Source organism: Streptomyces abyssomicinicus, from assembly GCF_008974245.1.
Classification (GTDB): domain Bacteria; phylum Actinomycetota; class Actinomycetes; order Streptomycetales; family Streptomycetaceae; genus Streptomyces; species Streptomyces abyssomicinicus.
Genome location: NZ_BBZI01000005.1, coordinates 1,761,853 through 1,784,686, shown reverse-complemented (window position 1 = coordinate 1,784,686; position 22,834 = coordinate 1,761,853). Strand labels below are relative to the sequence as shown.

General features: G+C 70.9%; 23 protein-coding genes. 13 read left to right on the top strand and 10 right to left on the bottom strand.

Annotation, left to right across the window (positions count from 1 at the left end; all coding sequences use genetic code 11):
• Positions 1-12 precede the first annotated feature (12 nt).
• Positions 13-1,104: a tetratricopeptide repeat-containing glycosyltransferase gene (locus tag GBN72_RS07610; RefSeq protein WP_246212304.1), complete on the bottom strand. Its 1,092-nt coding sequence runs from the start codon at positions 1,102-1,104 to the stop codon at positions 13-15.
• A 205-nt stretch (positions 1,105-1,309) separates the two neighbouring features.
• On the opposite strand from GBN72_RS07610, the gene GBN72_RS07605 reads away from it, so the two are divergent.
• A complete protein-coding gene (locus GBN72_RS07605) occupies positions 1,310-1,588 on the top strand; it encodes a cupin domain-containing protein (RefSeq protein ID WP_246212360.1) in 279 nt (92 codons plus the stop codon).
• 817 nt (positions 1,589-2,405) lie between these two features.
• Positions 2,406-2,996: a DinB family protein gene (locus tag GBN72_RS07595; protein ID WP_151770786.1), complete on the top strand. Its 591-nt coding sequence runs from the start codon at positions 2,406-2,408 to the stop codon at positions 2,994-2,996.
• Positions 2,997-3,094: 98 nt separating this feature from the next.
• Here GBN72_RS07595 and GBN72_RS07590 read toward each other — a convergent pair whose 3' ends face one another.
• Positions 3,095-4,237: an FAD-dependent oxidoreductase gene (locus GBN72_RS07590; RefSeq protein ID WP_151770785.1), complete on the bottom strand. Its 1,143-nt coding sequence runs from the start codon at positions 4,235-4,237 to the stop codon at positions 3,095-3,097.
• A 137-nt stretch (positions 4,238-4,374) separates the two neighbouring features.
• Here GBN72_RS07590 and GBN72_RS07585 point away from each other — a divergent pair, with 137 nt between their 5' ends.
• The 4 genes from GBN72_RS07585 to GBN72_RS07575 all read left to right on the top strand — a co-directional run bounded on the left by GBN72_RS07585 (position 4,375) and on the right by GBN72_RS07575 (position 7,802).
• Positions 4,375-4,983 carry a TetR/AcrR family transcriptional regulator gene (locus GBN72_RS07585; protein WP_151770784.1) on the top strand — a complete coding sequence of 203 codons (609 nt, stop codon included), beginning with the start codon at positions 4,375-4,377 and terminating at the stop codon, positions 4,981-4,983.
• A gap of 82 nt (positions 4,984-5,065) precedes the next feature.
• Positions 5,066-5,203, top strand: coding sequence for a hypothetical protein (locus tag GBN72_RS34010; protein WP_164540434.1), 138 nt, complete (start codon positions 5,066-5,068; stop codon positions 5,201-5,203).
• 1 nt (position 5,204) lies between these two features.
• The gene (locus GBN72_RS07580; RefSeq protein ID WP_246212303.1) at positions 5,205-6,449 is read left to right on the top strand and encodes a S1 RNA-binding domain-containing protein; all 1,245 of its coding nucleotides are present in this window, start codon (positions 5,205-5,207) and stop codon (positions 6,447-6,449) included.
• Positions 6,450-6,902: 453 nt separating this feature from the next.
• Positions 6,903-7,802 (top strand): hypothetical protein, encoded by a 900-nt coding sequence (locus tag GBN72_RS07575; RefSeq protein ID WP_151770783.1) that lies wholly within the window; start codon positions 6,903-6,905, stop codon positions 7,800-7,802.
• 23 nt (positions 7,803-7,825) lie between these two features.
• On the opposite strand, the gene GBN72_RS07570 is transcribed toward GBN72_RS07575, so the two are convergent.
• Entirely contained in the window at positions 7,826-8,746 is a 921-nt protein-coding gene (locus GBN72_RS07570) for an oxidoreductase (RefSeq protein WP_151770782.1), read from the bottom strand.
• A 67-nt stretch (positions 8,747-8,813) separates the two neighbouring features.
• Here GBN72_RS07570 and GBN72_RS07565 point away from each other — a divergent pair, with 67 nt between their 5' ends.
• Together GBN72_RS07565 and GBN72_RS07560 are read left to right on the top strand one after the other, a co-directional pair.
• Positions 8,814-9,479: a helix-turn-helix domain-containing protein gene (locus GBN72_RS07565; protein WP_151771011.1), complete on the top strand. Its 666-nt coding sequence runs from the start codon at positions 8,814-8,816 to the stop codon at positions 9,477-9,479.
• A 263-nt stretch (positions 9,480-9,742) separates the two neighbouring features.
• Positions 9,743-10,906 carry an esterase-like activity of phytase family protein gene (locus tag GBN72_RS07560; protein ID WP_246212302.1) on the top strand — a complete coding sequence of 388 codons (1,164 nt, stop codon included), beginning with the start codon at positions 9,743-9,745 and terminating at the stop codon, positions 10,904-10,906.
• A 178-nt stretch (positions 10,907-11,084) separates the two neighbouring features.
• On the opposite strand, the gene GBN72_RS07555 is transcribed toward GBN72_RS07560, so the two are convergent.
• The 3 genes from GBN72_RS07555 to GBN72_RS07545 are packed head-to-tail and all read right to left on the bottom strand — an operon-like array spanning position 11,085 to position 13,461.
• On the bottom strand, positions 11,085-11,672 hold the full coding sequence (locus GBN72_RS07555; protein ID WP_151770781.1) for a TetR/AcrR family transcriptional regulator: 588 nt from the start codon (positions 11,670-11,672) through the stop codon (positions 11,085-11,087).
• A 5-nt stretch (positions 11,673-11,677) separates the two neighbouring features.
• A complete protein-coding gene (locus tag GBN72_RS07550; RefSeq protein ID WP_151770780.1) occupies positions 11,678-12,499 on the bottom strand; it encodes an ABC transporter permease in 822 nt (273 codons plus the stop codon).
• Positions 12,496-13,461 carry an ABC transporter ATP-binding protein gene (locus GBN72_RS07545; RefSeq protein ID WP_151770779.1) on the bottom strand — a complete coding sequence of 322 codons (966 nt, stop codon included), beginning with the start codon at positions 13,459-13,461 and terminating at the stop codon, positions 12,496-12,498. The genes GBN72_RS07550 and GBN72_RS07545 overlap by 4 nt, the downstream gene beginning before the upstream one ends.
• A gap of 446 nt (positions 13,462-13,907) precedes the next feature.
• Here GBN72_RS07545 and GBN72_RS07540 point away from each other — a divergent pair, with 446 nt between their 5' ends.
• Positions 13,908-14,759, top strand: a complete 852-nt coding sequence (locus GBN72_RS07540) for an SAM-dependent methyltransferase (RefSeq protein WP_151770778.1) — start codon at positions 13,908-13,910, stop codon at positions 14,757-14,759.
• A gap of 354 nt (positions 14,760-15,113) precedes the next feature.
• On the opposite strand, the gene GBN72_RS07535 is transcribed toward GBN72_RS07540, so the two are convergent.
• Complete coding sequence (locus GBN72_RS07535) at positions 15,114-15,443, bottom strand: hypothetical protein (protein ID WP_151771009.1); 330 nt, start codon at positions 15,441-15,443, stop codon at positions 15,114-15,116.
• A gap of 663 nt (positions 15,444-16,106) precedes the next feature.
• Here GBN72_RS07535 and GBN72_RS34585 point away from each other — a divergent pair.
• Positions 16,107-16,871 (top strand): hypothetical protein, encoded by a 765-nt coding sequence (locus GBN72_RS34585; protein ID WP_174887076.1) that lies wholly within the window; start codon positions 16,107-16,109, stop codon positions 16,869-16,871.
• Positions 16,872-17,025: 154 nt separating this feature from the next.
• On the opposite strand, the gene GBN72_RS07520 is transcribed toward GBN72_RS34585, so the two are convergent.
• Both GBN72_RS07520 and GBN72_RS07515 read right to left on the bottom strand, forming a co-directional pair.
• Positions 17,026-18,171, bottom strand: coding sequence for an MFS transporter (locus GBN72_RS07520; RefSeq protein ID WP_151770777.1), 1,146 nt, complete (start codon positions 18,169-18,171; stop codon positions 17,026-17,028).
• Positions 18,172-18,209: 38 nt separating this feature from the next.
• Positions 18,210-18,779: a Chromate resistance protein ChrB gene (locus GBN72_RS07515; RefSeq protein ID WP_151770776.1), complete on the bottom strand. Its 570-nt coding sequence runs from the start codon at positions 18,777-18,779 to the stop codon at positions 18,210-18,212.
• Between the two features lie 792 nt (positions 18,780-19,571).
• Between GBN72_RS07515 and GBN72_RS07510 the strand changes: the two genes are divergently transcribed.
• From GBN72_RS07510 to GBN72_RS07500, 3 genes are read left to right on the top strand one after another with little or no spacing between them, the layout of a single operon-like run.
• On the top strand, positions 19,572-20,453 hold the full coding sequence (locus tag GBN72_RS07510; protein WP_151770775.1) for a DNA topoisomerase subunit B: 882 nt from the start codon (positions 19,572-19,574) through the stop codon (positions 20,451-20,453).
• Entirely contained in the window at positions 20,450-21,220 is a 771-nt protein-coding gene (locus tag GBN72_RS07505) for an SDR family NAD(P)-dependent oxidoreductase (RefSeq protein ID WP_439959735.1), read from the top strand. The genes GBN72_RS07510 and GBN72_RS07505 overlap by 4 nt, the downstream gene beginning before the upstream one ends.
• A gap of 29 nt (positions 21,221-21,249) precedes the next feature.
• Positions 21,250-21,621, top strand: coding sequence for a MerR family transcriptional regulator (locus GBN72_RS07500; protein ID WP_164540432.1), 372 nt, complete (start codon positions 21,250-21,252; stop codon positions 21,619-21,621).
• A 79-nt stretch (positions 21,622-21,700) separates the two neighbouring features.
• On the opposite strand, the gene GBN72_RS07495 is transcribed toward GBN72_RS07500, so the two are convergent.
• A complete protein-coding gene (locus tag GBN72_RS07495) occupies positions 21,701-22,804 on the bottom strand; it encodes an alpha/beta hydrolase family protein (protein WP_246212301.1) in 1,104 nt (367 codons plus the stop codon).
• Between the last annotated feature and the right edge of the window lie 30 nt (positions 22,805-22,834).

Sequence of the window (22,834 nt, the reverse complement as noted above, 5' to 3'; positions counted from 1 at the left end):
CGCCGCGTACCGTCACCTGCCACGCTTCGCCGCGAGCGCCCGGTTCGCCTCCGCGTGACGCCGGTAGTCGTCCGGAAGGTCGGGGAGGGCCAGCAGCCGCTCACTCGCCTGCTGCGAGGCTCGCGTGTCGCCCACCCAGTACGAGGTGATCGAGAACTCGAAGAGGAGCCCCCAGCTGTAGACCCACGGCTGGACGAAGAGCCAGTCGGCCGGCGCGGCCCGGTTCACGCCGGCCGCCGCGAACGCGTGCGCCGCCTGGTAGTGGCCGCGCTTGCGCAGTCGGGCGGCCAGCTCGTAGCAGGCCTCCAGCCGCTCGGGCCGCGCCTGCCAGGCGCGTACCAAGGTCTCCATCGCCCGCGGCCACTCCTCGTCACCCGCCGCGGCCCGCAGCACTCCGGCCTGGAGCAGCGCGTAGTAGACCTCCTCCTCCCATCCACCCATCGCCGCCCGGCGCTCGTACAGCGCGATCGCCTCCTCCCGCTCGCCCAGGTCGCGCAGTGTCTGCGCGAGATAGAAGACGGCCCGGGAGGAGTCCGGGTCGCGACCGAGTTCGCGGCGGAGCAGGACGGCGTCGCGCGTGAACTTGTCGGAGCGGGACCCGCCGTCCGCCCGGTGGTCGACGACCAGCGCATCGAGGTCGACGGTGGTGTGATCGGCATCGACCGTCAGGTACTCGTGGGTGGAACCCTCGTACCGCCAGGGCATGTCCGCCCTGACGAGACGTTTGACGCGGTACTCGAGCGGGCCGGCGTGGCGCAGCATGTAGGCGTCGGCGGTGAGTTCGGGCAGTGGGGCCTCGCGGCGGAGGACCATGTCCGCGTCCAGGAGGAGGAGGTAGTCGGCCTGGCCCCGGGCGCGACGGAGGTTCGCCGTCCGGTTGTGGCCGAAGTCGACCCACGGTTCCTCGTGGAGTTCGCCGGGAATGTCGTCGAGTACCTTGCGGACCAACTCCTGGGTGCCGTCGGTGGACCCGGTGTCGTCGATGATCCAGGTGTCGATGAGCGGACGTACCGCTTCCAGACACCGCTCGATGACTCCGGACTCGTTCTTCACGATCATGCAGAGGCAGATCGTCGGCCTCTGTCCCTGGTTCGGCCGTGTCATGACACGCTCCCACCGCTCCTGGTTACCGTGCCCGGGAGTCTGACGGGCCGCAGGAAAGGGATGCGGGAGACGCGGCCCGGAGGCCACCCGATCAGGGCCGGGCCAGGACCCGTCCGGCCCAGCTGCCCAGCTGGACGGAGGAGCCCCAGGAGTGCCTCCGCGGCCACTCGTCCTCGTTCTCCGCAGGTCGGGTGAGGGCGGCGGCATCCCTCCAGCCGGGCACGGTCACGGGGCAGATCCGCTGGGCCAGACCGTCTTCGTCACCGAAGGCGTCGGCCTGTGCCAGCGCCGCGGTGGACCCGTCGAGGTCATCCGGCCCGGGGGCCGCGTGCTGTTCGAGGCCGACGAGGAGCACTGGCACGGCGCCGCCCCGAACCGGCTGATGGTCCACCTGGCCATCGACGAGGGCGACGCCGACCACGACGTCGTGCACTGGCTGAGCCCCGTCACCGATGCCGAGTACGCCGCCGCCCCGGCCGTCTGACCTCGCGCCCGTGCCCCGCGCCGCTGTCTGCGCGGCGGCCCTGGAGGTCTTTTCCCCTGACCTGCCGCGCGAGCTGGACACCTCCGGTGTCCTCGGACCGACCGCGGCCGGGACCGGGGCCGGGGCCGGTGACATCCCGCCTACGGCTTCACCGGACAGGTCGTCCTCGTCACCGGCGCCGACCACCGGGCCCGTTCCTCGCATGACGGCGTCCCTCAGAGGACCCCGCGAGGCGAGGCCCGGCCGGTTCGCCCCTCGGGCAGCGCTGATATGAAGGTTCAGTGGTTGATCGGGGTCAGCGGATCCGGCCGGGACAACGTCTCGGACAGCGGCAGCCCATCCCTGACGGCAGCAAGCCGACGCGCGCGCAGTTCGGCGCGCGTCCGCGGACGGAACTTCGGCTCCCTGCCGCACCCACAGGCCGAACGCCCCTCATAGCGCAGGCCTTCAGCCAGCACCGCGGCTACCACGGACCATCCGCGCACGTCCCGCCTCGGTGGCGGAGCGAAGTCGTGACCAGCGCAAATCAGGGACCTGCCGCAGTTCGGGCAGCCATGCTTCCGCTCCGGATCGGCATGCCGCTTGAAGCTGACACGACACGACACGCACGCGTGGTGCAGCTTGTAGGAAGCCGTGGCATAGACGCACACCAGGCGACCGTACCGAGCCGTCCCCTGAACGGGCCACTCCTTATCCTTTCCACGAATCGCCTCGTCCGGCTGCCAGTGACTCCGACCGGCGGAATCGGTGTCCACGGGCTTCCAGGTCATCGAGAGGCCTTGAGACCACGAGCAGCCCCATGGCAGGCTCATGCCGCATGATCGACGACTTCGCGAAAGAGACCTTGCACGGGAGACTGCGGCGGGACCGCAAGGCGCTGCTCTGGAAACTCGACGGCTTGTCCGAATACGACGCCCGCCGGCCTTTGACCGCGACCGGGACCAATCTCCTCGGTCTGGTCAAACACGTGGCCACCGTCGAGGCCAGGTACTTCGGCGAGGTCTTCGACCGCCCTTCCGCGGAACCGTTGCCCCGGTGGCAGGACCACTCCCACGGCAGTGATCTGTGGGCGGCCGAGGACGAGACCCGCGAGCAGCTCATCGGGTACTACCGGCGCACGTGGGAACACGCGGACGCGACGATCGACGCGCTTTCCCTCGACGCCCCCGGCCACGTGCCGTGGTGGCCGGAGCCGCAGCCGAACACGAACCTGTTCGCCGTCCTGGTCCACGTCCTCGGCGAGACGAACCGGCATACAGGGCACGCCGATGTCCTGCGCGAGGGCCTCGACGGCCGGACCGGGATGCGCCCCGAATACGAGGAGCAGATCGACGAGGAAGCCCGTGCGGCCCACTGCGCGAAGATCGAGCAGGCCGCCAGGTCGGCCGCACCCGTCGCGGCCGAGTGAGCGCGTGATGCGCTGGTGTCCGTTCGCTTCGGGGTCAGCCCGACGCATCAGGAGTGGGTGACCGCGAAACAGGGGCTGTCCACGTGCGGGGTGTGTGCTCAGTCGGCGTCGAGATGGCTGGGGTCGAAGGGCTCGTCGGACAGCAGGCCGGCGGCGGCGCCGTCGAGGGCGCTCTGCATCTCGGTGGAGCGGGGCAGCATGGTCTTCTCGTAGGCGCGGATGGCGTCGGCGACCGTGTCGTGACCCGCGACGGCGAGGGCGAGTTCGCAGGCGTCGAGCATCGCGAGGTTCACTCCGACGCCGAGCGGGGGCATGAGGTGGGCGGCGTCGCCCAGCAGGGTGACGGTGGGGTCGGACTCCCAGGTGTGCGGGACGGGCAGGGCGTAGAGCGGGCGGTCCAGGTAAAGGCCGTCGTTGTCGGTGAGGAGTCGGCGCAGGCCCGGTGACCAGTCGCGGTAGCGGTCCAGGAGCAGGGTGCGGATCCGGTCGGTGTCCTGCTCGGTGAGTCCGGCCCGGGCCAGCCAGTCGGCGGGGCCGGCCTGGATGATGTAGACGCGGATGTGCCCGCCGCTGTTGCGCTGGGCGAACAGGCAGCGGTCGCCGTCGGCCGCCATGGCACTGCCGAGGCCGACGATTTCGGCGATCTCCGGGTGCCGGTCGTCGACGTCGTGGAACCACGCTTCGAGGTAGTTGACGCCGATGTGCCGGGGGATGGCGGAGGAGTGGACGCGCCGGACCTTGGACCATGCGCCGTCGGCACCGATGACGAGGTCGGCCTCGACGACGGTGCCGTTGGCGAAGTGCAGCCGCCGGGGACCGTCGGCGGGACCTTCGACGCTCTGCAGGGCGTGGCCCCAGCGCACCGTGCCGGGGGTGAGGGCGTCCAGAAGGAGGTCGCGCAGCTGGCCGCGGTCGATCTCGGGGGCGGAGAGCTGGCCCTCGGCGGGCTCGTGGTGGAAGCGGAGGTTTCCCGTGGCCGCGTCGAACTGCCGCATCTCCTGGCCCTCGGGGCGGGCGAGGCGGAAGAACTCCTCCAGCAGTCCGGCTTCTTTCAGGGCGGCCTGACCGTCGTCGGGGTGCAGGTCGAGGGTGCCGCCCTGGTTGCGGTCGTCGGGGCCGGACGCGCGGTCGTAGACGGTCGCGGCGACGCCGTGCACCTGGAGGACGCGAGCGCAGGTCAGGCCGCCGGGGCCGGCGCCGATGACCGCGATGCGGGGCGCGGGCGTGGGCGTGATGGTCATGGTGGTGCTCCGTTCCTGTGGTCCGGCATGGGGGGCGGGCAGCTCCAAGGGCCCGCCTCAGCAGAAAAGCACACCAGAGAAATAAGTGCAACGAGTTCACTTTTTTGGTCGTTCCACTGATGGTGTAGCCTGTCGCCATGCCCGATGACGGAGACGTCGCCGCCGCGCCGATGGGGCGCCGCGAGCGCAAGAAGGCAGCCACCCGCCAGGCGATCGCCGACGCAGCCCTGCGCCTCTTTCTCGAGCGCGGCTACGACGACGTCGGCATCCGCGAGATCGCGGACGCGGCCGATGTGTCCACCACCACGCTGTTCAAGCACTTCTCCGGCAAGGAGGCCCTGGTCTTCGACCGGCAGGACGAGAGGAAGGCCCTCCAGCTCGCCGCGGTACGGGAGCGCCCTCAGGGCCAGTCCGTCCCGGCCGCCCTGCGTGAGCACGCCCTGCGCAACCGCCGGCTCCGCCCTGGCGACGAGCCCGGCGTCACCGCCTTCCTGGAACTGGTCAACAGCACTCCGGCCCTGCTCGACTACCAGCACGCCACGTGGCTGGAGAACACGGCCGCCCTGGCCCAGGTCATCGCCGAGGAGAGCGGCCTTCCCGCGGACGACCCGGCCTGCACCGCCCTCGCCCACTTCGCCCTCGAAGCACCCCGCGCCGCCCGCCGGCACCACGACAGCACCGAAGCCCTCAACCGCGCCTTCGACCTCCTCGAGAACGGCTGGCAGAGCATTGCCTCACAGGCGTGACAACCGGTAGGCAAAGGTGACTCCGTATGCCGCCCCGCCCGTGCTCATGGAAGCGAGGGCACGATCTGTGTCGGAGCAACGCATGGTCCAGCAGCACCAATCCGGCGAGCACATCGTCGCCGACCTCGTCGGCCCCTCCCTCATCCGCGCCACCGTCGCCCACCGCCTCCTCGAACACCACCAGAACGTACCCGCGCCTTCGACCTCCCGCGGACAGTGACGTGCTGCCCTACGTCCACCGAGTCACCAAGTACGACCCCGCCGACCGCGATCAGCACGGCCACTACACCGGCACCGAGCCCGCGACCAGCGATCACGGACCGGTCGAAGCCGCCTACCTGGAGGCCATCGCCGCCTTCGCCCAGGAGACCGGTGTCGAGCAACTGGCCATCCGTGAGCCGCAGCTCGGCGGCTTGGCCCACTTCGGCCTGGAAGCACCGGTCGACGGTTACGGCCTGGCCGACCTATTCCCGGCCGGCCCCACCGGATTCCACGACGGTGCGCTGGTGCCGGTCGCCGCGGGCCTGGAACTCGTCCGGGTCATGCTCCGCGACAGCGGCGCCTGGTGCCGCCTGGAGGCAGAGGGAGCGTTCACGGTGCACGTCGGCTGGGACCAGTACCTCTACATAGGCAGCAGCCGCCCCTGCGAAGCCGCGCTGACCCGCACCCGCGCGCTCGGGCTGTTCCCCGAACGCCTGGAGAGGTCGCCGTACGACTTCACCCCCGAGGAACCCGCGTACGTGCAGCGCCCGGCCGACGCCGACTTCTGGGCCCGTCTGCACTGGACCGTCAGCACCCACCGCGCCGTGTTCCTGCAGGAGTCCTTCGCCTCCAACACTTCCCGCTGGCACCGCCTCACCCGCGACAACGCCGAGACCGTGCGCGCCCAGCTGGTCCCGCGCTCCCAGTTGGCGGTCTGGCCGGACCTGCTCACCGACGTCGACACGGCTCTGGCGTCGCTGCCCGACGAGGGCCTGGTGGAGATCGTCCTGGAGGACGAGAACGGGCAGATCACCAGCACCGTCGCGGACGAGACCCAGTTCGAGGCAGTGACCTCCCGGCTCGTCAGCGCGCGTGCTGCCGGCACCCTCTCCGTGTATGCCGGTGAGGATCTCCCCCTGTTCACAGCGGTGCTGCCCGACAGCGACGGTGTTCTGCGCGCTCGCTGGCAGACCGAGCCGACGCCCAGCGACCGGGACTGGGCCTTTCTGAAGACCCTGCGGCGCGGCAGGCTCGTCACCGGCACGGTGACGGGCATCGCCGGCTTCGGTGTCACCTTCGTGGACATCGGCGGCTTCACCGCGGTGATCAACATTCCGGAGCTGTCCCGGCGTCCGTTCCATCACCCGTCCGACGTCGTCAGCGTCGGCCAGGAGATCACGGCCGAGATCGTCGACGTCGACATGGTCCGGGAACGGGTGTCCTTGTCGCTGCGAGCGGTACAGGAAGACCGTGGCCGTGGGTAGCACGACGGACCAGGCAGACGGGCAGCGGACCGGTCACCGAAAGCGTGCGAGGCTCGCCGCGGTACAACAGGGGGTCGCGTCGGAGCCAGGAGGCGCCCAGCGCGGCGGGTCGAACTCATCGAGCGCGCGGTCGAGGTGCAGCGGACGGTCCACAGGGTTCATTGTTGCTGGAACGGGATGAGAATCCTCTGACTCAGGTCACTTGACCGGCTCACGCTTGCTGCGCACGCGTGTTCACCATCGGCACGGCCGGTCCGCTCGCATCGGTGGTGCGTCAGTGAGAACCATGGCGCACTCGAGGCCGGCTGCCCGGCATGGTGGCAGACTTCGCCAAGTGGACTGCTGCATACGGCCGTTGGCGGCAGACGTGGGGAGACAAGGCGGCCGGCGGGGGTGGTGTCCGGTGTCATACCCATCGAGCGGGGCGGCGGGTTCCCTGTCATGAGCGGCGGCATGGCATGGATCGCCGCCGGCTGGCTGATCGCGTTCGCAGGAGTCAACGCGGCGCTGTACGCGGCCTGGTGGCGGCGCACACGGGACGAGCGCACGTTCCTGAAGGACGTCCTCGCAGCGGGTGTGGATCCGATCCAGGCGGCGTGGTGGCTCGGCGCCTCGTGGGACGGCGCGTCGCCACAACAGCAGGGCTACGCCGCGCAGGTGGCCGTCCGCCTGCTGGTCCTGGCCGGCGACGCCGAGGTCGACGAGACGGGCCGGATCACGGTGCGGCGCGGACGCCTCGGCACGCAGAAGGACCCGGTACGGGCAGCGCTCGTGACAACCCTGCGCCGGCACGAGGGCACCACGGTGTACGAGCTGCTGGAGGACTCCCGCTTCGCGCGGTTCCGCAAGGTCCTCCGGTCACGTCGTCCGCCGCTGCGCAGCATGTTCGGCACATACCGCACCCGCTCGCTGACGGCCGCCCTCGTCACTGCGTTCGGCCTGTCCCTGCACGCGATGATCGCGCGGTGTCCGGTGCCCGTGCCCGGACTTCCCTCCAGGGATCCGGGCATGTGGACGACCGTCTGGATACCGCTGTGGGCCGTGCTGGCCGCCCTCGCGGCGATCTGGCCCGCCCGTACGGCCCGCCCCTGGCCCCGCTTCACCCGTCACTGCCGCGCCGCCGTCAACCGGGCCCTGGCCGGCGAGGACAGCATCACTCGCCACCGGGTGGCCGTCGTCAGCTCGTCCACGCCGTCCGACCGGCGCACACCTCCCAGGACAACAAGCTCACGCCCGGCGGACAGCCCCAGCCGCAGCGGCCGTACGACCCCCCGGCACGACCTCGACGACACGGCCGACTCGGACACCCATGACGGCGGCTCGGACAGCGGCGACTTCGGCGGAGGCGACTGAACCCACCCGACCACCCCCGACCGTCATCGCGGCTCCCCCGCCCCGCTGCTGGAACCGTCCGGAGCGGGACATCGAACAGGACCGTCTGGAACCCCCTGGCCGCGTAGGTCGCTGAGGTCCTGGTCGCCGAGTTCGAGGGCGTGTGCCGCAAGGTTCTCCTCCAGGTGTGCGAGTGAACCGGTACCCGGGATCACCAGTACCGTCGGGGAGCTCGTCAGCAGCGAGGCGATCGCGACCTGCGCCGTGGTCGCGCCCAGACGTGCTGCGACCTTGCGGAGCCGTTCGGCGTCGAGCGGGCTGCTGCCGACTCCGCCGCCGAGCGGGAAGTACGGCACGTACGCGATGCCCGCTTCCTCGCACTCCGCCAGCAGCTCCATCCCGCTGGTGTGCCGGTTCTGCACGGCCGCGACGGGGGCGATCGCCCGGGCCTCGGCAAGCTGGGCGGCGTCGACGTTGCTGACGCCCAGGTGCCGGATCAGCCCCTCCGCACGGAGCTCCGCCAGGACCGCGAACCGTTCGGCGATCGACTCATGGCCCGGCCCGGTCATTCCGCCCACCCGCAGATAGACCAGGTCGAGCCGGTCCAGTCCCAGACTGCGCAGCTCCGCCTCGATCAGGCCACGCAGTTGAGCAGCCGTCGCCTGCCCACTCGGCACACCGTTCGGTCCCGGTAACGGCCCCACCTTGGTCGCGATCACCAGGTCGTCACGGTAGGGGGTCAAGGCAGCACGGATCAGCTCGTTGGCCCACACCGCGTCCCTGCCGTAGAAGCCGGCCGTGTCGATGTGGTTCACCCCCAGCTCCACAGCCCGGCGGAGCACCGCGATGCCCGTCTCGGGATCTCTCGCCGGACCGGCGAAGGTACCCATCGCCAGGCGCATCGCGCCGAATCCGAGTCGATCGACCGTCAGCTCTGCGCCGAGGGAGAACGTCTTGCTCGTCATGACGCTCATGGTGTCCGCCGGCACGACTCCCGGCGAGTTCGTGGCAACTTGCTGCCAGACTGACGGAATGGGGAGCGACGAGCTGTTTTCGGTGCGGGGAGACGCAGAGCTGATCGCGCGCGCAGGTCATCTCTTCGCGTCCGTGCGGACCGATTTCCTGTGCGCCGCCCGGGACCTCAGGACCTGGTCGCAACCGGGAACCAGGGCCGCGGTCCGGAATCGGATGCGGGCGGCAGGTCCTGCTGCCGTCACCCCTCGCAAACTGCTCAGCCCGGTGGCACTGGCCGACGAGGAGGCCCGCGCCCACCTGCGGCTTGTGCGCAGCAGGGGCGCTCTCGTGCGGATCAGCCGTTCGCCTCTGCCGCACGAGACCATCCTCATCGACCGGCGGGTGATGATCCTCGCCGGCCAGGAGACCCCCACCGGACGGGAGTACATCGTGACGACGTCACCGGTCTTGGTCGAGGGCGTGCACTCGCTCCTCCGGGCGCTCTGGGACGCCGCCGTCGATCTCGAGACCTATCTACGCACAGACGTCCCGCACCTCGATGCCGACGGCCGCGTGATCCTCGAAGCCCTCGCTTCGGGGCTCACCGACGAATCGGCGGCCAGACGACTCGGCGTCTCACTGCGCACGTACCGGCGGCGTGTGGCCAGGCTGATGGCCGAACTCGAGGCCGGCTCCCGCTTCCAGGCCGGTTTGCGCGCCGGCGAGTTGGGGCTGCCCCGCTGAACCGTGGCGATCGCGACCTCTTCCCCCGGTCGCGGACGACGCCGATGCCGTGGGCACGTAGGGCCCCCGCGGCGCGGGGCCTCCGTCACGACGCGCAGTGCGCGGGTGGTCGTCAAGACGGTGAGGTTGCTCGCCGGGCGGGCTCCGACGACGACGTAGTCGCATTCCCGCGTCCGCTCCTCCGGTCGCCGCACGACCTCGACGGACGGGTCCTACCCGATCGGGTGACTGCGCCTCAGCCCGTAACGGGCGAAGATCATTGGGTGAGTTCTTCCCTGACGCGCCGCGCGTGCGCCGCAGCCCTGCTCCTGGCCTCGACCCTGACCCCCGCGGTGGCCGCCGCGCAACCGGACGATCCAGGTCAGGGGGCGGGGCGTGCCGTACAGGCCCGCCTGCTCGGCGAAAAGACCGTTCCGCACAAGCTCGCCTACCAGGACACCACGGTCGGCGGCCTCTCCGGCATCGACCGCAACCCGTGCACCGGCGAGTACGTGTTCATCAGCGACGACCGCTCCTACCTCCAGCCCGCCCGTTTCTACACGGCCAGGCTGGACGTGGACGCCAAGGGCGTGCACGCCGTCGACTTCACCGGAACCCACTCCTTCCTCCAGCCCGACGGCTCGGTCTATCCGGCGCCGACCCTGGGCGACGGCAAGGCCGTCGACCCGGAGGAGATCCGGGTCGACCCGCGCGACTGCACCTACTGGTGGGCGCAGGAGGGCGACCGGCCCAAGGTGGCCGGCCCGCCGGTCCTCCAGCCGTCCATCCAGCACGCCTCCACCACCGGCGGCCACCTCGGGCAGTTGCCGCTGCCGGCGAACTACGAGATCACGATGGAAGAGCGCGGCCCGCGCCGGAACCAGGCGATCGAGGCGATCACCTTCGGCTCCAAGGGCAAGGTGGTGACCAGCGCGATCGAGGGCCCGCTCCTCCAGGACGGCCCGGAGCCCGACGTGAACAACGGCGCGCTGGTCCGCGTCACCCAGCAGAACCGCGATGGCCGGGTGCTCGGGCAGTTCGCCTATCCGCTGGAGAAGATCTTCGCCGAGAACGACCCCGACAGTCCCTGGGGACCGGACACCGGAGTCCCGTCCATCCTCGCCTTCCCCGACCAGCCCAACCGCTATCTCGTGCTCGAACGCACCTGGGTCGCCGGCGCGGGCTACAAGGTCCGTCTCTTCGACGCCACCACGCGCGGGGCGACCGACGTGCGGGAGAGGGAGTCGCTGGCCGGACGGTCCGTCACGCCGATGAGCAAGAAACTCGTCGCGGACTTCGACACCCTGGGGCTCTCCGCCATCGACAACACCGAGGGCATGACGTGGGGCCCGGACCTGCCCTCCGGCGAACGGCTGCTGATCCTCGTCAGCGACGACAACTTCGCCCAGGAGGCGATCACCCAGATCGTCGCCCTCGGCATCCGCTGACGGCAGTCCCGGTCCTCGCGCATCCGACGCGACGAAGGGCGTCCGCCCGGGCGAAGCCCGCGCCCGGCGTCCATCGCCTGCATCGGGACCACCCCCGGCGACCGGTCGCAGAAGCAGGCTCCAAGGGCCGCCGTGCAGGCCGTGGGCCTGTACGGCGGCCGGTAGAAGCTTCAGCAGGTCAGGGGGTGTCCGGCCCGGCTCCTCGCAGGAAGAGGTCGACGACGTCCTCGGCCAGGCGGTCGGCGGAGGCCGGGGTGTGGTCGTCCTCCGGGGGACGGACGGTGGCGGCCAGCTCCAGGAACGCGGTGGCGAGGAACCCCGGGTCGGCTTCCCGTAGCTCGCCCGTGGCCACCGCCTGGGCCATGAGGTCGGTGACGGGCTGGATGAGGCCGCGCACGTATGCGTGGGAGACCTCGGCGCGCTGCTCGTCCTCGAGGTGACGGATCGCGTAGTAGATCTGGTTGCTGAGCGCGGAGTTGTAGGTGCCCTCGGCGTAGGAGGCAGCGAGTGCCAGGAGCTTGTCGCGCAGGGTGCCAGGGGTGGCGAGTGCACTCTGGAGGAGGGCCGAGGCCTCCCTGGTGTAGTGGTCGGCCACCTCCATGAACAGGGCGGGCTTTCCGCCGGGGAAGTGGTGGTAGAGGCTGGCCTTCTTCACGTCGACGGCTTTGGCGATGTCGTCGAGGGAGACGCCGAGGTAGCCGTAGTCGGTGAGCCGGCGGGCGAACTCGTCGCGGGCACGGGCGCGGGTGTCGGTCTGGCGGGGCATGGTGGTCAGACTCCTGTACGGGTACGGCGGGTCAGGGCGAGGTGGGCCGCGGCAGCGCCCACGACCAGGATGGCGATTGCGACGAGGGCGCCCGGCAGCAGGTTCTGCTCGTTCCAGGGCGCGGTGAGCAGGCTGCGCATGGCCTCCAGGGGCGGGGTGAGCGGGTTGATGTCCGCAGCGTGGGCCATCCAGCCGCCGAGCTGGTCACGCGGGACGAAGGTGGCGGTGAAGAAGGAGAGCGGGAAGAAGACCAGGGTCACGGAACCGACTGCCGAGCTGTTGCCGGTGTGGAGGCCGACCGCGGCGGCCAGCAGCAGGAACCCCGTCCCCAGCAGGACGGTGGCGCCGATGAGAGCCAGGAGGGCGAGGGCACCGGAGACGGGACTCAGGCCGAGCAGCAGGCCGAGTCCGGTGAGTGCAGCGGCCTGAGCGGTCAGGACGACGACGCCGGCCAGGACGGGTGCGGTGATGAGAGTCCACCGGCCGACCGGGGTGAGCCAGAGCCGTGCGTGATAGCCCGAGCCGATGTCGCTCACCAGCAACTGCCCTGCGGTGGCGCCGCCGGTGAAGGCGGTGGTGAGCAGGCACAGGGGCAGGACGACGTCGATGTAGCGGCCGCCGGGAGCCACGCCGGTCGTGACCGAGGACAGCTGCCCCTCGTAGATGATCAGGAAGAACGCGCTCGTGAGCAGTGGTGAGAGGAGCAGGGCGGGCGTACGGAGACAGGACCTCAGCGAGCGGGCGGTCAACGGTCCCAGGGCCGCCCACGACTTCGGGGTGGCGGACGGGCCCGCGGGGCCGACGACGGCGGTGGCGATCGTGCTCATGCGGCGGTGGCGCCTTCCGGTGTGAGGGCCAGGCGGAGGAAGACGTCTTCCAGGCTGGGTTCCTCGACGGTCAGGGATTCGGCGTGCAGGCCGACGGAGGCCAGGGTGAGCAGCGTCTCCCCGTCGGCTCCGGGGCGGGCGAGCCGGATGCTCACCGCGTGAGGGGCGGCTTCGGCCGTGTGGAGCTGCTCGCCCCTGGCTGTGAGCAGCTCCCGGGCCTGGCCGGCGGCAAAGGCATCGCGGAAGCGCAGGGTCAGGACGCGGTCGCCGGCCTGCTCCTTGAGGGCGTGCGGGGCGGCGGAGGCGATGAGGCGTCCGGCGCGGAGGATGCCGACGCGGTCGCAGAGCTGGTCGGCTTCTTCCAGGTACTGGGTGGTCAGCAGGACGGTGACGCCGTGGTTGGCGGACAGTGCGCGGATCTGGTCCCACAGACCCCGGCGGCTGGCCGGGTCGAGCCCTGTGGTGGGTTCGTCCAGGAAGAGGACGTCCGGGCGCTGGACCAGAGCGACGGCGAGATCGACCCGGCGGCGTTGGCCCCCGCTGAGCTTGCCGACCGGGGTGTCGGCGAACTCCTGCGCGTCGAAGGCGGCGAGAAGCTCGGCGCAGCGTGCGCGGGCCTGCCGGGCGGTGAGTGACTGGAGTCGCCCTTGCAGGCGCAGCAGTTCTCGGGCGGACATGAGGGGGTCGAGTGCGGTGCCCTGGAGGACGACCCCGGTGCGGCGGCGGACCGTCGCGGGGTCACGGGTGATGTCGGCCCCGGCGACCTGGGCAGTACCCAGGGAGGGGCGGAGCATCGTGGTGAGCATCCGGACGGTGGTGCTCTTGCCCGAACCGTTGGGGCCGAGCAGCCCGTAGACCTCTCCGGGGTTCACTTCCAGGTCGAGCCGGTGCACCGCGGTGCGCTCGGCGAAGTTCCGGCCGAGCCCGACGGCACGGATGGATGGGGCGGCGACGTTGCTCATGACCAAAACCTACCTATCGATAGGTAGGTTTGCAAAACGCGCCGCGATCGACCGGACCTCCAGCCACGCGGAGCACACGGGCGTCGGTCTTGTCGGCCGCCACGGCGAGGGGAACTGCTGTCCACCGTGAGATGCATGGTGCAGAGCCCGTCGTGGATGCGCCTATGGTTGCTTTCATGCGCCAGTAAGTCTGAAGTTCCCGTGCCCCGGCAGTCCGCCGGCCCCTGCGTGTCCGACGGGCACGCAGGCCCGGTCTGCCTGATCGGCATGCCGTGACCAGCAGGCGCCCCTGAGCCGCCCTGGGCGCAGTCGTCCTCGGCGCAGTCGTCCTGGGCGAATACCCGGCACTCCCCCGACAGCGTCGCGGGAGTCGCCTCCTGCCGCGCGCGGCATGCCGGCCTCCTTCTGCACCCTCCCAAACCTCCCAGAAATCACGGAAGTGCCGCATGTTCGAAGAGCTCTCAGCCATCAACGCCCGCCCCGCCGTCTACGCGGAGGTGACCACCCCGGACCTGTGGACCGACCCGCACATTTCCGCGCGGATGCTCGGCGCTCACCTCGACCCGCACGTCGACCTGTCCTCCTATCGGGCGGAGTACGTGGACCGGATCGTGGCCTGGATCATCAACCGCTTCGGTGTCGGCGCGGGCCTTCGCGTCGCGGATTTCGGTTGTGGCCCCGGTCTCTACACCACGCGCCTCGCCCGTACCGGTGCGTCCGTGACCGGATTGGATCTTTCCTCCCGCTCGCTCGACCACGCCACGTCACTGGCACGCGCCGAGGGGCTGTCCGTCCGCCATCTGCGCCAGGACTACCTCACCTACCGTGACGACGCTCGGTACGACCTGATCATCCTGGTCATGCGTGACTACTGTGCGCTGCCCCCGACCGGCCGGCAGGCGCTCCTTCGTACGGTCCGCGAGCACCTCGACGCAGGCGGTTCCTTCGTCTTCGACGTCGACTCCGCATCCGCGTTCACTCACGTGCGGGAGCAGGCGACCTACGCGCCGTCCCTCATGGACGGATTCTGGTCCGCCCGGCCCTATTTCGGCTTCCACAACACCTACCGGTACGAGAGCGAGCACGTATCGCTGGACAAGTACGAGATCTTCGAGGCGGACCGGAGAAGGACCTTCTTCAACTGGGTGCGCTACTTCACCCGGCGGGAGCTGATCGGTGAGCTGAAGGGAGCCGGTTTCGCCGAGGTCGAGGTCCTCGGCGATCTGACCGGATCGCCCTACGACAGCACGGCCCCGCAGTTCGCCGCCATCGCGACGACGGCGAGCAATACCGGCTGAGCTGCCGGCGCCGGGGCAGCGGGCACCTGACGGGCCTCTGGTCGGGGGCGGTGCGGGTGCTGCTCCGGCCGGGGCATGCCCGCGTGGTCAGGCGGAGGAGGCCCTCGCCGCTGACCACGCGGGCCGAGGACGAGGGCACCGCGTGGCCGACGATCAGCGTGCTCACGCCTGGTCCTCGTCACCGTAGGCGCCGGGGCGACCGCTGTCGGGAGCCGGGCATGCCCCCTCCCGTGCCCGTTTCGTCGCCGCCGCCGGCCACACACGACGCCGCCGCCCCGGCCGCCGGACACGCGGGGAAGCGGCGCTCCCCGGCGGCCGTCCAGGCCGGCGCGGGGCGGTGCGGGTCGCGTCGTCTCAGGAGAAGCGGACCGACCGCAGGAGCAGGCGTTCGGATGCTCGTGCCCCTGGGCGCAGGGTGTAGGTCGCGCCCTGGCAGTCGGAGTCGAGGAAGACGGTCGCCGTGGCGTCCGTCTGGTTGCTGGGCGCACGGCTGGGCGAGCCCGGCTCCGCTGCCGGCCCTTGCAGGTTGACGCATTCGCCGCTGGGCGGGTTGTTCAGGAAGCCAACGGCGTCGTAGCCCTCGGTGGTGGTGTAGGTGTAGCGGAACTGGCCGGCTGCCGCGGAGGCCGGGCCGGGGACGGCCACAAGGAGTGCGACGGCGCTGCAGACGGCACCGGCTGCCATGGTGAAGGAGTGACGCTTCACGGTGATCTCTCTCTCCCGGATTCAGGACAGTGCGGTGCTGCCCCCGCCCGGAAGGCGATAGACGCTGCGTCCCCCGAACGGGCACGCCGAATCGGTTCCTCCTACGGCAGTTGGCCCATCACGCGGGTCCTGCCCCGAGCCGGCCCCGCCCGGGCGCGTGCCAGCACCGCACGGAGCCGTCCCCAGGACCGGACATCGGTCGTCAGAGCCGTCTTGTGGCGAACAGGGTGGTCCCAGGCACCGCGTGCGCTTCCTTCCGCCCGGTCTCGGTGAACCCGACCTATGCCGGCACACGACGCGAAGCGGCAGCGAGCATCTCACGGTGTGCGAAGGCGCGGTCTCGAGCGACCGGGCCCTGGTGAGCCCGCGCGCTCGATCCCGATGCCGGCTGTCGTCCCCACTGCTCCGGCGACGCGCACCGACCTCCCCCGGGTGCCGGCCGACCGGCGGCAGGACGGCACGGCTGTCCGCGACCCGTACACGGTGCGATGTCCGTCCTGGTCAGCCCTCGGACTCGGTGATCGGACCGACCGTGACGTCGCGGGTGCTCGGGGGAAACGACGTTGCCCCGTCTCTGCCCCGGCGGTGCTTCCCGGCGTCGAGCCGTGCCCCTGATCATGATGGCCGGCCGAGGAGGGACGCATGCACGCACAGGCTTCATCGGAGGCGGAGTACGCCCTGGCGCGGTCGCGGCGCGACACCCGGCGCGGCGAGGCCTCCGCGGCCAGGGCGTCCGCGGACGGGGCGATGCTCGCCCTGCAGCGCACCGCGGGCAACGCCGCGGTCACCGCCATGGTCCAGCGCAGCCGCCACGAGCACGGTGACGGGTGCGGCCCGACCGGCTGCGGCGGGTCCGGGGTCGTGCAGCGCGCCAAGGCCAAGGACTGGAAGCTGGGGTCGACGAGCACCGAGCTCGCCGCGGTGAAGGCCAGCCACCCCGGCGATCCGTTGGTGGACACGCTGCACCACATCATTCCCAAGTCGCTCTTCCAGCCGTTTCTCGCCCTGCTGAGCCCGTCCCAGGTCCTCCAGATCACGACGGACCTGGCGCCCCTGGCTCCGGCGGCGTTCTCCTCGCCCAACACCGACAAGGCGCTCAAGAACCTCCCGGCCAACTTCCGCATCGGCCCCCGGCCCGAGGACAGGTCCGACGACCCTGGCAGCGGCCTCGACGTGAACACCACCGCGTCGGGCAGCACCACGCCCCGCTCCGAGCAGTTGGAGAACGTCTACAACTACATGGAGGCCGCCATCACCGCGGGAGCGGTGACCCAGACGGACTTCGACACCCTGTTCCTCGCCCCGATGATCGACGCGTGCACACAGCACGGGACGGCCATCAACATCGACCCGGCGCGCGCGACCTGGATCAACGATCCCGCCACGGGGAAGTACCACAAGCCCTGAGACCTCGAGAGGGCGTGGGCGTGGTGGGCACCCGCCCGGTCACCGAAGCCGAAGGGACATGGAGTCAGCCGGCCCGACTTCCCCAGGAGCCGGTGGCCTGTTGGGGAAACTCCCCTTCCGGAGCGGTCAGCACGACACAAGCATCTGCTCGGGGCTACTTCGCGGCCTGCGGCGCACGGGGGCGGAGCGCGAGAGCGAGCAGCGCCCCTGCTGCCAGCAGGACGGCGAGGGCCGCGTAGCCGAAGGTGAGGGTCGAGACGGTGGCGACCGCGGCGACGAGCAGAGGGCCGCCGGCGTCGCCGAGTTCACGGCCCAGCTCGGCCGATCCCATGGTCTGACCCATGCGCTCCTCCGGAGTGGAGGCGGCCAGGGCGGCGAAGCCGAGCGGGGTGATCAGGCCGGTGCCGGTTCCGATCAGGGCGGCGGCGAGCAGGACGCCCACCAGACCGGGCAGCATGGCGGCCGCGAGGCCGGCGGCGGTGATGAGAAGTCCGGTGAGCAGTCCGGTGCGTGTGGTCAGGCGCCCGGCGTCGAGGGCGCGCCCTGTCCTGGGCTGGACGAAGGCGGCGGTTGCGGCGAGTACGGACACGGCGGCACCGGTGGCCACGGTGCCGAGGCCCGCGGCGGCGCCGGAGACGGGCAGGAAGCCGACGCCGACGGAGAGGGCGGCGGTGGCGGCCGCGAGCGCCGCGGTCGGGGCGAGGAAGGCGCGGTCGGCGAGGCGGCGGGCGAGGTCGGCGACGGTCTGCCGCTTGCGCGGGAGGGGCGGCACGGCGGGCACGGCCAGTGCGGCCCACACGGCGACGGCGGCCGCGCACAGGGCCATGACCGTGAACAGCAGGCGCAGGCCGCCGGCCCAGACCAGGAGGCCGCCCAGGAGCGGACCGAGGGTGTAGCCGATCGACTTGTAGAAACCGTAGGAGCCGAACGCGCGCCCGCGCTTGGCGGCCGGATTGAGGCGGGCGACCATCGCGGAGGCCGACGGGGAGAACGCGGAGGCGGCGGCGCCCTGGCCGAGACGGGCGGCCCACAGCCAGCCGGGGCTGTCGGCGATCGCGTACAGCGCGGACGCGCAGGCGAAGGCGATGAGGCCGCCGAGGAGGACGGGCTTGCCGCCGATCCGGTCGGCGAGCGAGCCGAAGACGGGCTTGAGCAGGACCTCCGCCCCGTCGTACAGGGCGAGCAGTCCGCCCAGAACGATCAGGGAGGTGACGGCGTCCTCGGAGAAGCCGCCGAGGTTGGCGGCGATGCCATGGGCACCGAAGGCGGTCGTGAACCCGGCCGCGTACAGAGGCCACATGGCCTGTCTCGGAGCGGCCGGAGCTATGGGATGAGTGGTCACGACACGCCCTCGTCGGTGGAGTGCAGCGCGCCGAAGACGCGCTCGGAGTAGTCCTCGCAGACGGCGGCACAGCGCTTGAGCCGCTCGGCGGCCTCGGCCGCTTCGGGGGCCCCGAAGACGTCCCGGGCGGTCAGGTCACGGTGCCAACGGCGCAGCCGCTCCAGGCTCTGTTCCTCTTCCTCCAGCTCGGCCAGGGTGAACTTGGCGATCCGGATCTCCTTGGCGATCTCCTCGTCGAACTTCCCGCAGTCCGCGAGGAACTCCGCCCAGTCCGCCGAGCGTGCGGCGGTGAACATCTCCCGGAAGCGGGCCGCGTCCTGCTCGGAACGGCCGGACGCCTGGAGCGTCAGGCCCTGGCCGCCTGCGGCGTCGGTGAGTTCGAGGGCGCGCCGGACGCCGTCCGCGAAGACGGGCACCTCGGGAACCGCCCAGACGCCCTGGCCCAGAGAGAGGGCTCCGATCTTGCGCAGCTCCCGCCACACCGCCACGCGGTGCCGGGAGGGGTCCGCGGGCAGCTTGATCACCAGGATCAGCCACCGGGTTGCCTGCTCAACCGTCTCCGTCACGCCTGAGAATGTATCAGGCGTTACATCAGGCGATCTCGTCCGCGAGGTTGAGGATGCGGATGGCGTCGCCCGACCCTCAGTTCTCCATGAATCGCCGGCGCCAATACCCGCACGCACTGAACGGAGTTGCCAGCACGTGGTGTGGGCCGAGGGAGACGGCCCTGCGGTCGAACTCGGCGTCCAGCCTGGCAACGAGCCTGCCGAGGTCAGCCTGAGCGCCATGGGGAAGCCACAGCAGCACATCCTCCAGGAGGTCTCGCGCCACCAGAGGGTCACAGCAGTCGCAGCCCAGCACCGGATCCGGCAGAACGCGCCCGGGTTGCCCCAGGTACCACCGGCACTCCGCCAGGGCAGCGGCCACAGCCCCCGGCCACAGACGCTCTTCTTCCAACTTCCGGATCGCTACGCGAGTCGCCGCGGAAACACCGCGGATCCGGCGAACCGGGACACCTCGTCCGGGCCGCCAACGCTCCGCGCGCAGCCCTTTCGGACGCCTACGCGGCATCAGCCTTTCGGATCAGCATGCCGTCATCCTGCCACGGCCCGCACTCACCCCCACGCGATCACGACTGTCGAAAATTGAGGCCTCCGGGCCGCTGGTGAACGGTGCCGTGCACGCCCTGGACGGGGCTGCGGCCGCGCTCCGGCGAAGATGCGCGACCCCTGCCCGCCCGCCACCGGACAGTCGCTCACACGCCCGCCCGCGGCATTGCCGGAAAGGCTCTGAACTGGTGTCTTCCTGAGATCCCCCTAGCCTGGGGAGTCCTGCTGGACCCCATCGGAGGGAACATCGTGCGTGGGGAAGCCACCAGGTACGACGCCAGCACCATCCAGGTGCTGGAGGGCTGGGAAGCCGTGCGGAAGCGGCCCGGAATGTACATCGGCTCGACCGGCGAACGCGGCCTGCACCAGATGGTGTTCGAGGTCGCGGACCGGCCGGTGCACGACGTTCTGAACGGCCGTGCCACCTCCGTCGGCATCACTCTCACGCCCGACGGCGGAGTCTCCGTCACCGACGACGGGCCGGGCCTTGCCGTCGACAGGACGGGGGCCGCCGGCGGCCCCGGTCCCGCGCTCGAAGCCCTGCTCACCCGCATGCGGACCGGGGTGCGAGCCGGCGGCGGTCACGACGTCATGCTCAGCTTCTGCGGCATGGGGCCCGCCGTCGTCAATGCCTTGTCGCACCGGATGACGGCCGAGGTGCGGCGCGAGGGCGTCCGATGGGTCCAGGAATACGCGCGCGGCGTGGCCGTCACCTCGCTCGCCGAGGCGGGGACGGCAACCGCGAGCGGGACCACCATTGCCTTCTGGCCCGACGCCGACATCTTCGGAGCAGCGGAGATCTCGTTCACCCAGTTGGAGGAGCGCTTCGGGGAACTGGCCTTCCTGCACCAGGGCCTGGCGATCTCCCTGACCGACCTGCGCCGCTCTGGCGCATCCCATTCGGTGCGGTTCCGGCACCCGGCCCTCCACAATCCCGCCTCCCGTCCCCCTCCCCCGCCTCACCCGCCTCCCCCGCCGCCGGCTGACCGGTGGTTGTCGCTGTTGCATCGGTGGCTCGCCGAGAAGCTGCCCGCCGTCGACGCGGCACCACGGGACGGTCGACCACACCCACTGATCACAGCTCACCATGCGCCGTTTGACCTTGCCGCTGGCGGCAGGGTTGAACGATGACCTGTATGGAAAGCAACTCCGCACCCCGGATCGGCACGGTCGTCGCCGTCACCGGCGCCGGCACCGGAATAGGCCGGGCCACCGCCCGCGCCTTCGCTGCCAAGGGCGCCCACGTCCTCGCCGTCGGCCGCCGGGCCGAACCGCTGCACGAGACCGCCGCCGGGCACGACCGCATCACCCCGCTGGCTGCCGACATCACCGCCGATGGCGGGCCAGGACTGATCGTCCGGACCGCGCTGGAGATGCACGGCCGGTTGGACGTGCTGGTCAACAATGCCGGCATCGTGCACAGCGGTGCCCTCGGCACGCTCACGCCGGAGATGATCGTGCCGCAGATCGCCACCAACCTGATCGCCCCCATCCTGCTGGCCCAGGCCGCGCTGCCGTCCCTGGAGGCGTCCGGCGGAGTGATCGTCAACGTGAGTACGTCGGTGGGGCAGCGGGCCTGGCCGGGCAGTTCCGTCTACGCGGCGACCAAGACCGCGCTGGAGCTGCTGACCCGTAGCTGGGCGGTCGAGCTGGCGCCTCGCGGGGTCCGAGTGGTGGCGGTCGCGCCCGGGGCGATCGCCACCCCGATCGGCGAGCACCAGGGACTGACACCTGAACAAATGGCCGCAGTGCGTGAGTGGCAGTTGGCACACACTCCGCTGGGCCGGATCGGCCGACCGGAGGAGGTGGCCTGGGCGATCACCCAACTTGCCGCGCCGGCCGCGTCGTTCGTCACCGGGGTGGTACTCCCTGTCGACGGTGGGGCGGTCGTGGCGTGATAGGAGTTGCACCCGGGAGGGTGGAACGGGTGCAGATCGGTGAGCTGGCCAAAGCGACTGGGGCGACCGCCCGGGCGCTGCGGCACTACGAACAGGCGGGGTTGATCACCTCGGAGCGGGCTTCCAACGGCTACCGCGTCCATGACGAGCGGGCGGTGGTGCGGGTCCGCAATATCCGCCACCTCCTGGCCGCCGGGCTCACCCTGGACGACGTGCGGATCTTCCTCCCGTGTCTGGACGGAGACGTGGCAACGGCGCCGCCGTCCGACAAGGGCATCCGGGTCGCAGTGGAGCGTCTGGCGGTTCTCAACGAACGTATCGCCGCCCAGACCGCGATCCGGGACCGACTCCGGAGCGCACTGCACCAGGCGACCAGTGACCGGATCCGGCCAGTGGCCTGACCGCCCATCTCACGGCGGAAGTCCGACGCGCCGACAGCACGGAGGTCCGACAGCACGGAGGTCCGGCAGCCGGCCGTACTCAGTCGACGAAGCGCACGTCCGGGTGGTCGGTGGCAGGCCCGTGCAGGAGGTCCTGGGGCCGGCCACGCAGGTGCTGGTCGAAGAACGCGGTGATGAAGGCGCGCTGTGCGGCGGTGCTGCGCCCGGGGTCCACCGTGCCGATGTACTGCTCGCGGAGCTGGGCCGGGATGTCCAGGCGCTCGTCCAGGGCCGGCACGAACGACTGGGCATCCGTGTAACTGAAGTGACTGCCCTTTTCGAGACTCAGATCGCGTTTCCAGCCCGTCGAGCGGTCCCAGAAGGAGCCCCAGGAGGGCTTGTTGAGGTGGGTCTGGCCGGCCTTCCCCATGAGCATGAAGGGACGGTCCAGTCCTTCCCGGGCCACGGGGAGGAATTCGCTGTCGCTGTACTGCAGCGTGCCGTCCATGTTGATGCCCGCGTCGATACGGCGATCCACGCGCATGGTCTCGGCCGCGGTGGCACCGCCGCCCGAATGCCCGTACATCCCGACCCGCTCCAGGTTCAGCGCCTTCCGCAGCCCTTTGGGCAGTCGGCGCCCCTCGGCGTCGGGATTGCGGCCGCTCCGCAGTACGGCGAGCTGGTCGAGGACGAAGCGGGTGTCGCGCATCCGGGTGTCCATGACCTGCTTCAGTGCCTCGATGCCGGACATCGGCTTCTGCAGCTCGACCCTGCCCCGGGGAAACTCCACCGCGGAAGCCTCGAAGGTGTGGTCCACGGTGACGACGACATAGCCGTGGCTGGCGAGCTCCACCGCCGTTGAGGTGCCGAGCGTCCGGGAGCTCTGCAGGCCCGGCGAGTACAGCACGACCGGCCTGCCCTCACGGTCGTCCACCGGCGCCATCACGGCCGCCTCCGTCCGGATGCCTGCCCAGTCGATCTGGCCGGGTGCGGCGAGCTGGAAGGAGCCGGACTCGTCCACCGCACGCGCGACGCCGGGAGGCATGTACGGCTGACGCGGATGTCCGCTCGCCCGGCGGGCCGGATACCAGATGCTGATCATCAGTTCCCTGGCTCTGTCGGTGGCCCAGGGGTCGCGCCGGTCGCCGTCGACGAGGTGAAGTTCGGTGCTCCCCACCGGGTACTGCCCCGACGATTCCGGCAACTCGAACCGAATCCCCGCATCAGCAGCGGG

Bases quoted from the DNA above. Each gene is read 5' to 3' on its own strand.
- GBN72_RS07595 (WP_151770786.1), top strand. From the start codon at position 2,406: ATGATCGACGACTTCGCGAAAGAGACCTTGCACGGGAGACTGCGGCGG.
- GBN72_RS07590 (WP_151770785.1), bottom strand. From the start codon at position 4,237: ATGACCATCACGCCCACGCCCGCGCCCCGCATCGCGGTCATCGGCGCC.
- GBN72_RS07545 (WP_151770779.1), bottom strand. From the start codon at position 13,461: ATGAGCAACGTCGCCGCCCCATCCATCCGTGCCGTCGGGCTCGGCCGG.
- GBN72_RS07535 (WP_151771009.1), bottom strand. From the start codon at position 15,443: ATGGCAGCCGGTGCCGTCTGCAGCGCCGTCGCACTCCTTGTGGCCGTC.
- GBN72_RS07520 (WP_151770777.1), bottom strand. From the start codon at position 18,171: ATGTGGCCTCTGTACGCGGCCGGGTTCACGACCGCCTTCGGTGCCCAT.
- GBN72_RS34010 (WP_164540434.1), top strand. From the start codon at position 5,066: ATGGTCCAGCAGCACCAATCCGGCGAGCACATCGTCGCCGACCTCGTC.
- GBN72_RS07610 (WP_246212304.1), bottom strand. From the start codon at position 1,104: ATGACACGGCCGAACCAGGGACAGAGGCCGACGATCTGCCTCTGCATG.
- GBN72_RS07565 (WP_151771011.1), top strand. From the start codon at position 8,814: ATGGGGAGCGACGAGCTGTTTTCGGTGCGGGGAGACGCAGAGCTGATC.
- GBN72_RS07550 (WP_151770780.1), bottom strand. From the start codon at position 12,499: ATGAGCACGATCGCCACCGCCGTCGTCGGCCCCGCGGGCCCGTCCGCC.
- GBN72_RS07555 (WP_151770781.1), bottom strand. From the start codon at position 11,672: ATGCCCCGCCAGACCGACACCCGCGCCCGTGCCCGCGACGAGTTCGCC.
- GBN72_RS07505 (WP_439959735.1), top strand. From the start codon at position 20,450: ATGACCTGTATGGAAAGCAACTCCGCACCCCGGATCGGCACGGTCGTC.
- GBN72_RS07540 (WP_151770778.1), top strand. From the start codon at position 13,908: ATGTTCGAAGAGCTCTCAGCCATCAACGCCCGCCCCGCCGTCTACGCG.
- GBN72_RS07570 (WP_151770782.1), bottom strand. From the start codon at position 8,746: ATGACGAGCAAGACGTTCTCCCTCGGCGCAGAGCTGACGGTCGATCGA.
- GBN72_RS07575 (WP_151770783.1), top strand. From the start codon at position 6,903: ATGGCATGGATCGCCGCCGGCTGGCTGATCGCGTTCGCAGGAGTCAAC.
- GBN72_RS34585 (WP_174887076.1), top strand. From the start codon at position 16,107: ATGCACGCACAGGCTTCATCGGAGGCGGAGTACGCCCTGGCGCGGTCG.
- GBN72_RS07585 (WP_151770784.1), top strand. From the start codon at position 4,375: ATGCCCGATGACGGAGACGTCGCCGCCGCGCCGATGGGGCGCCGCGAG.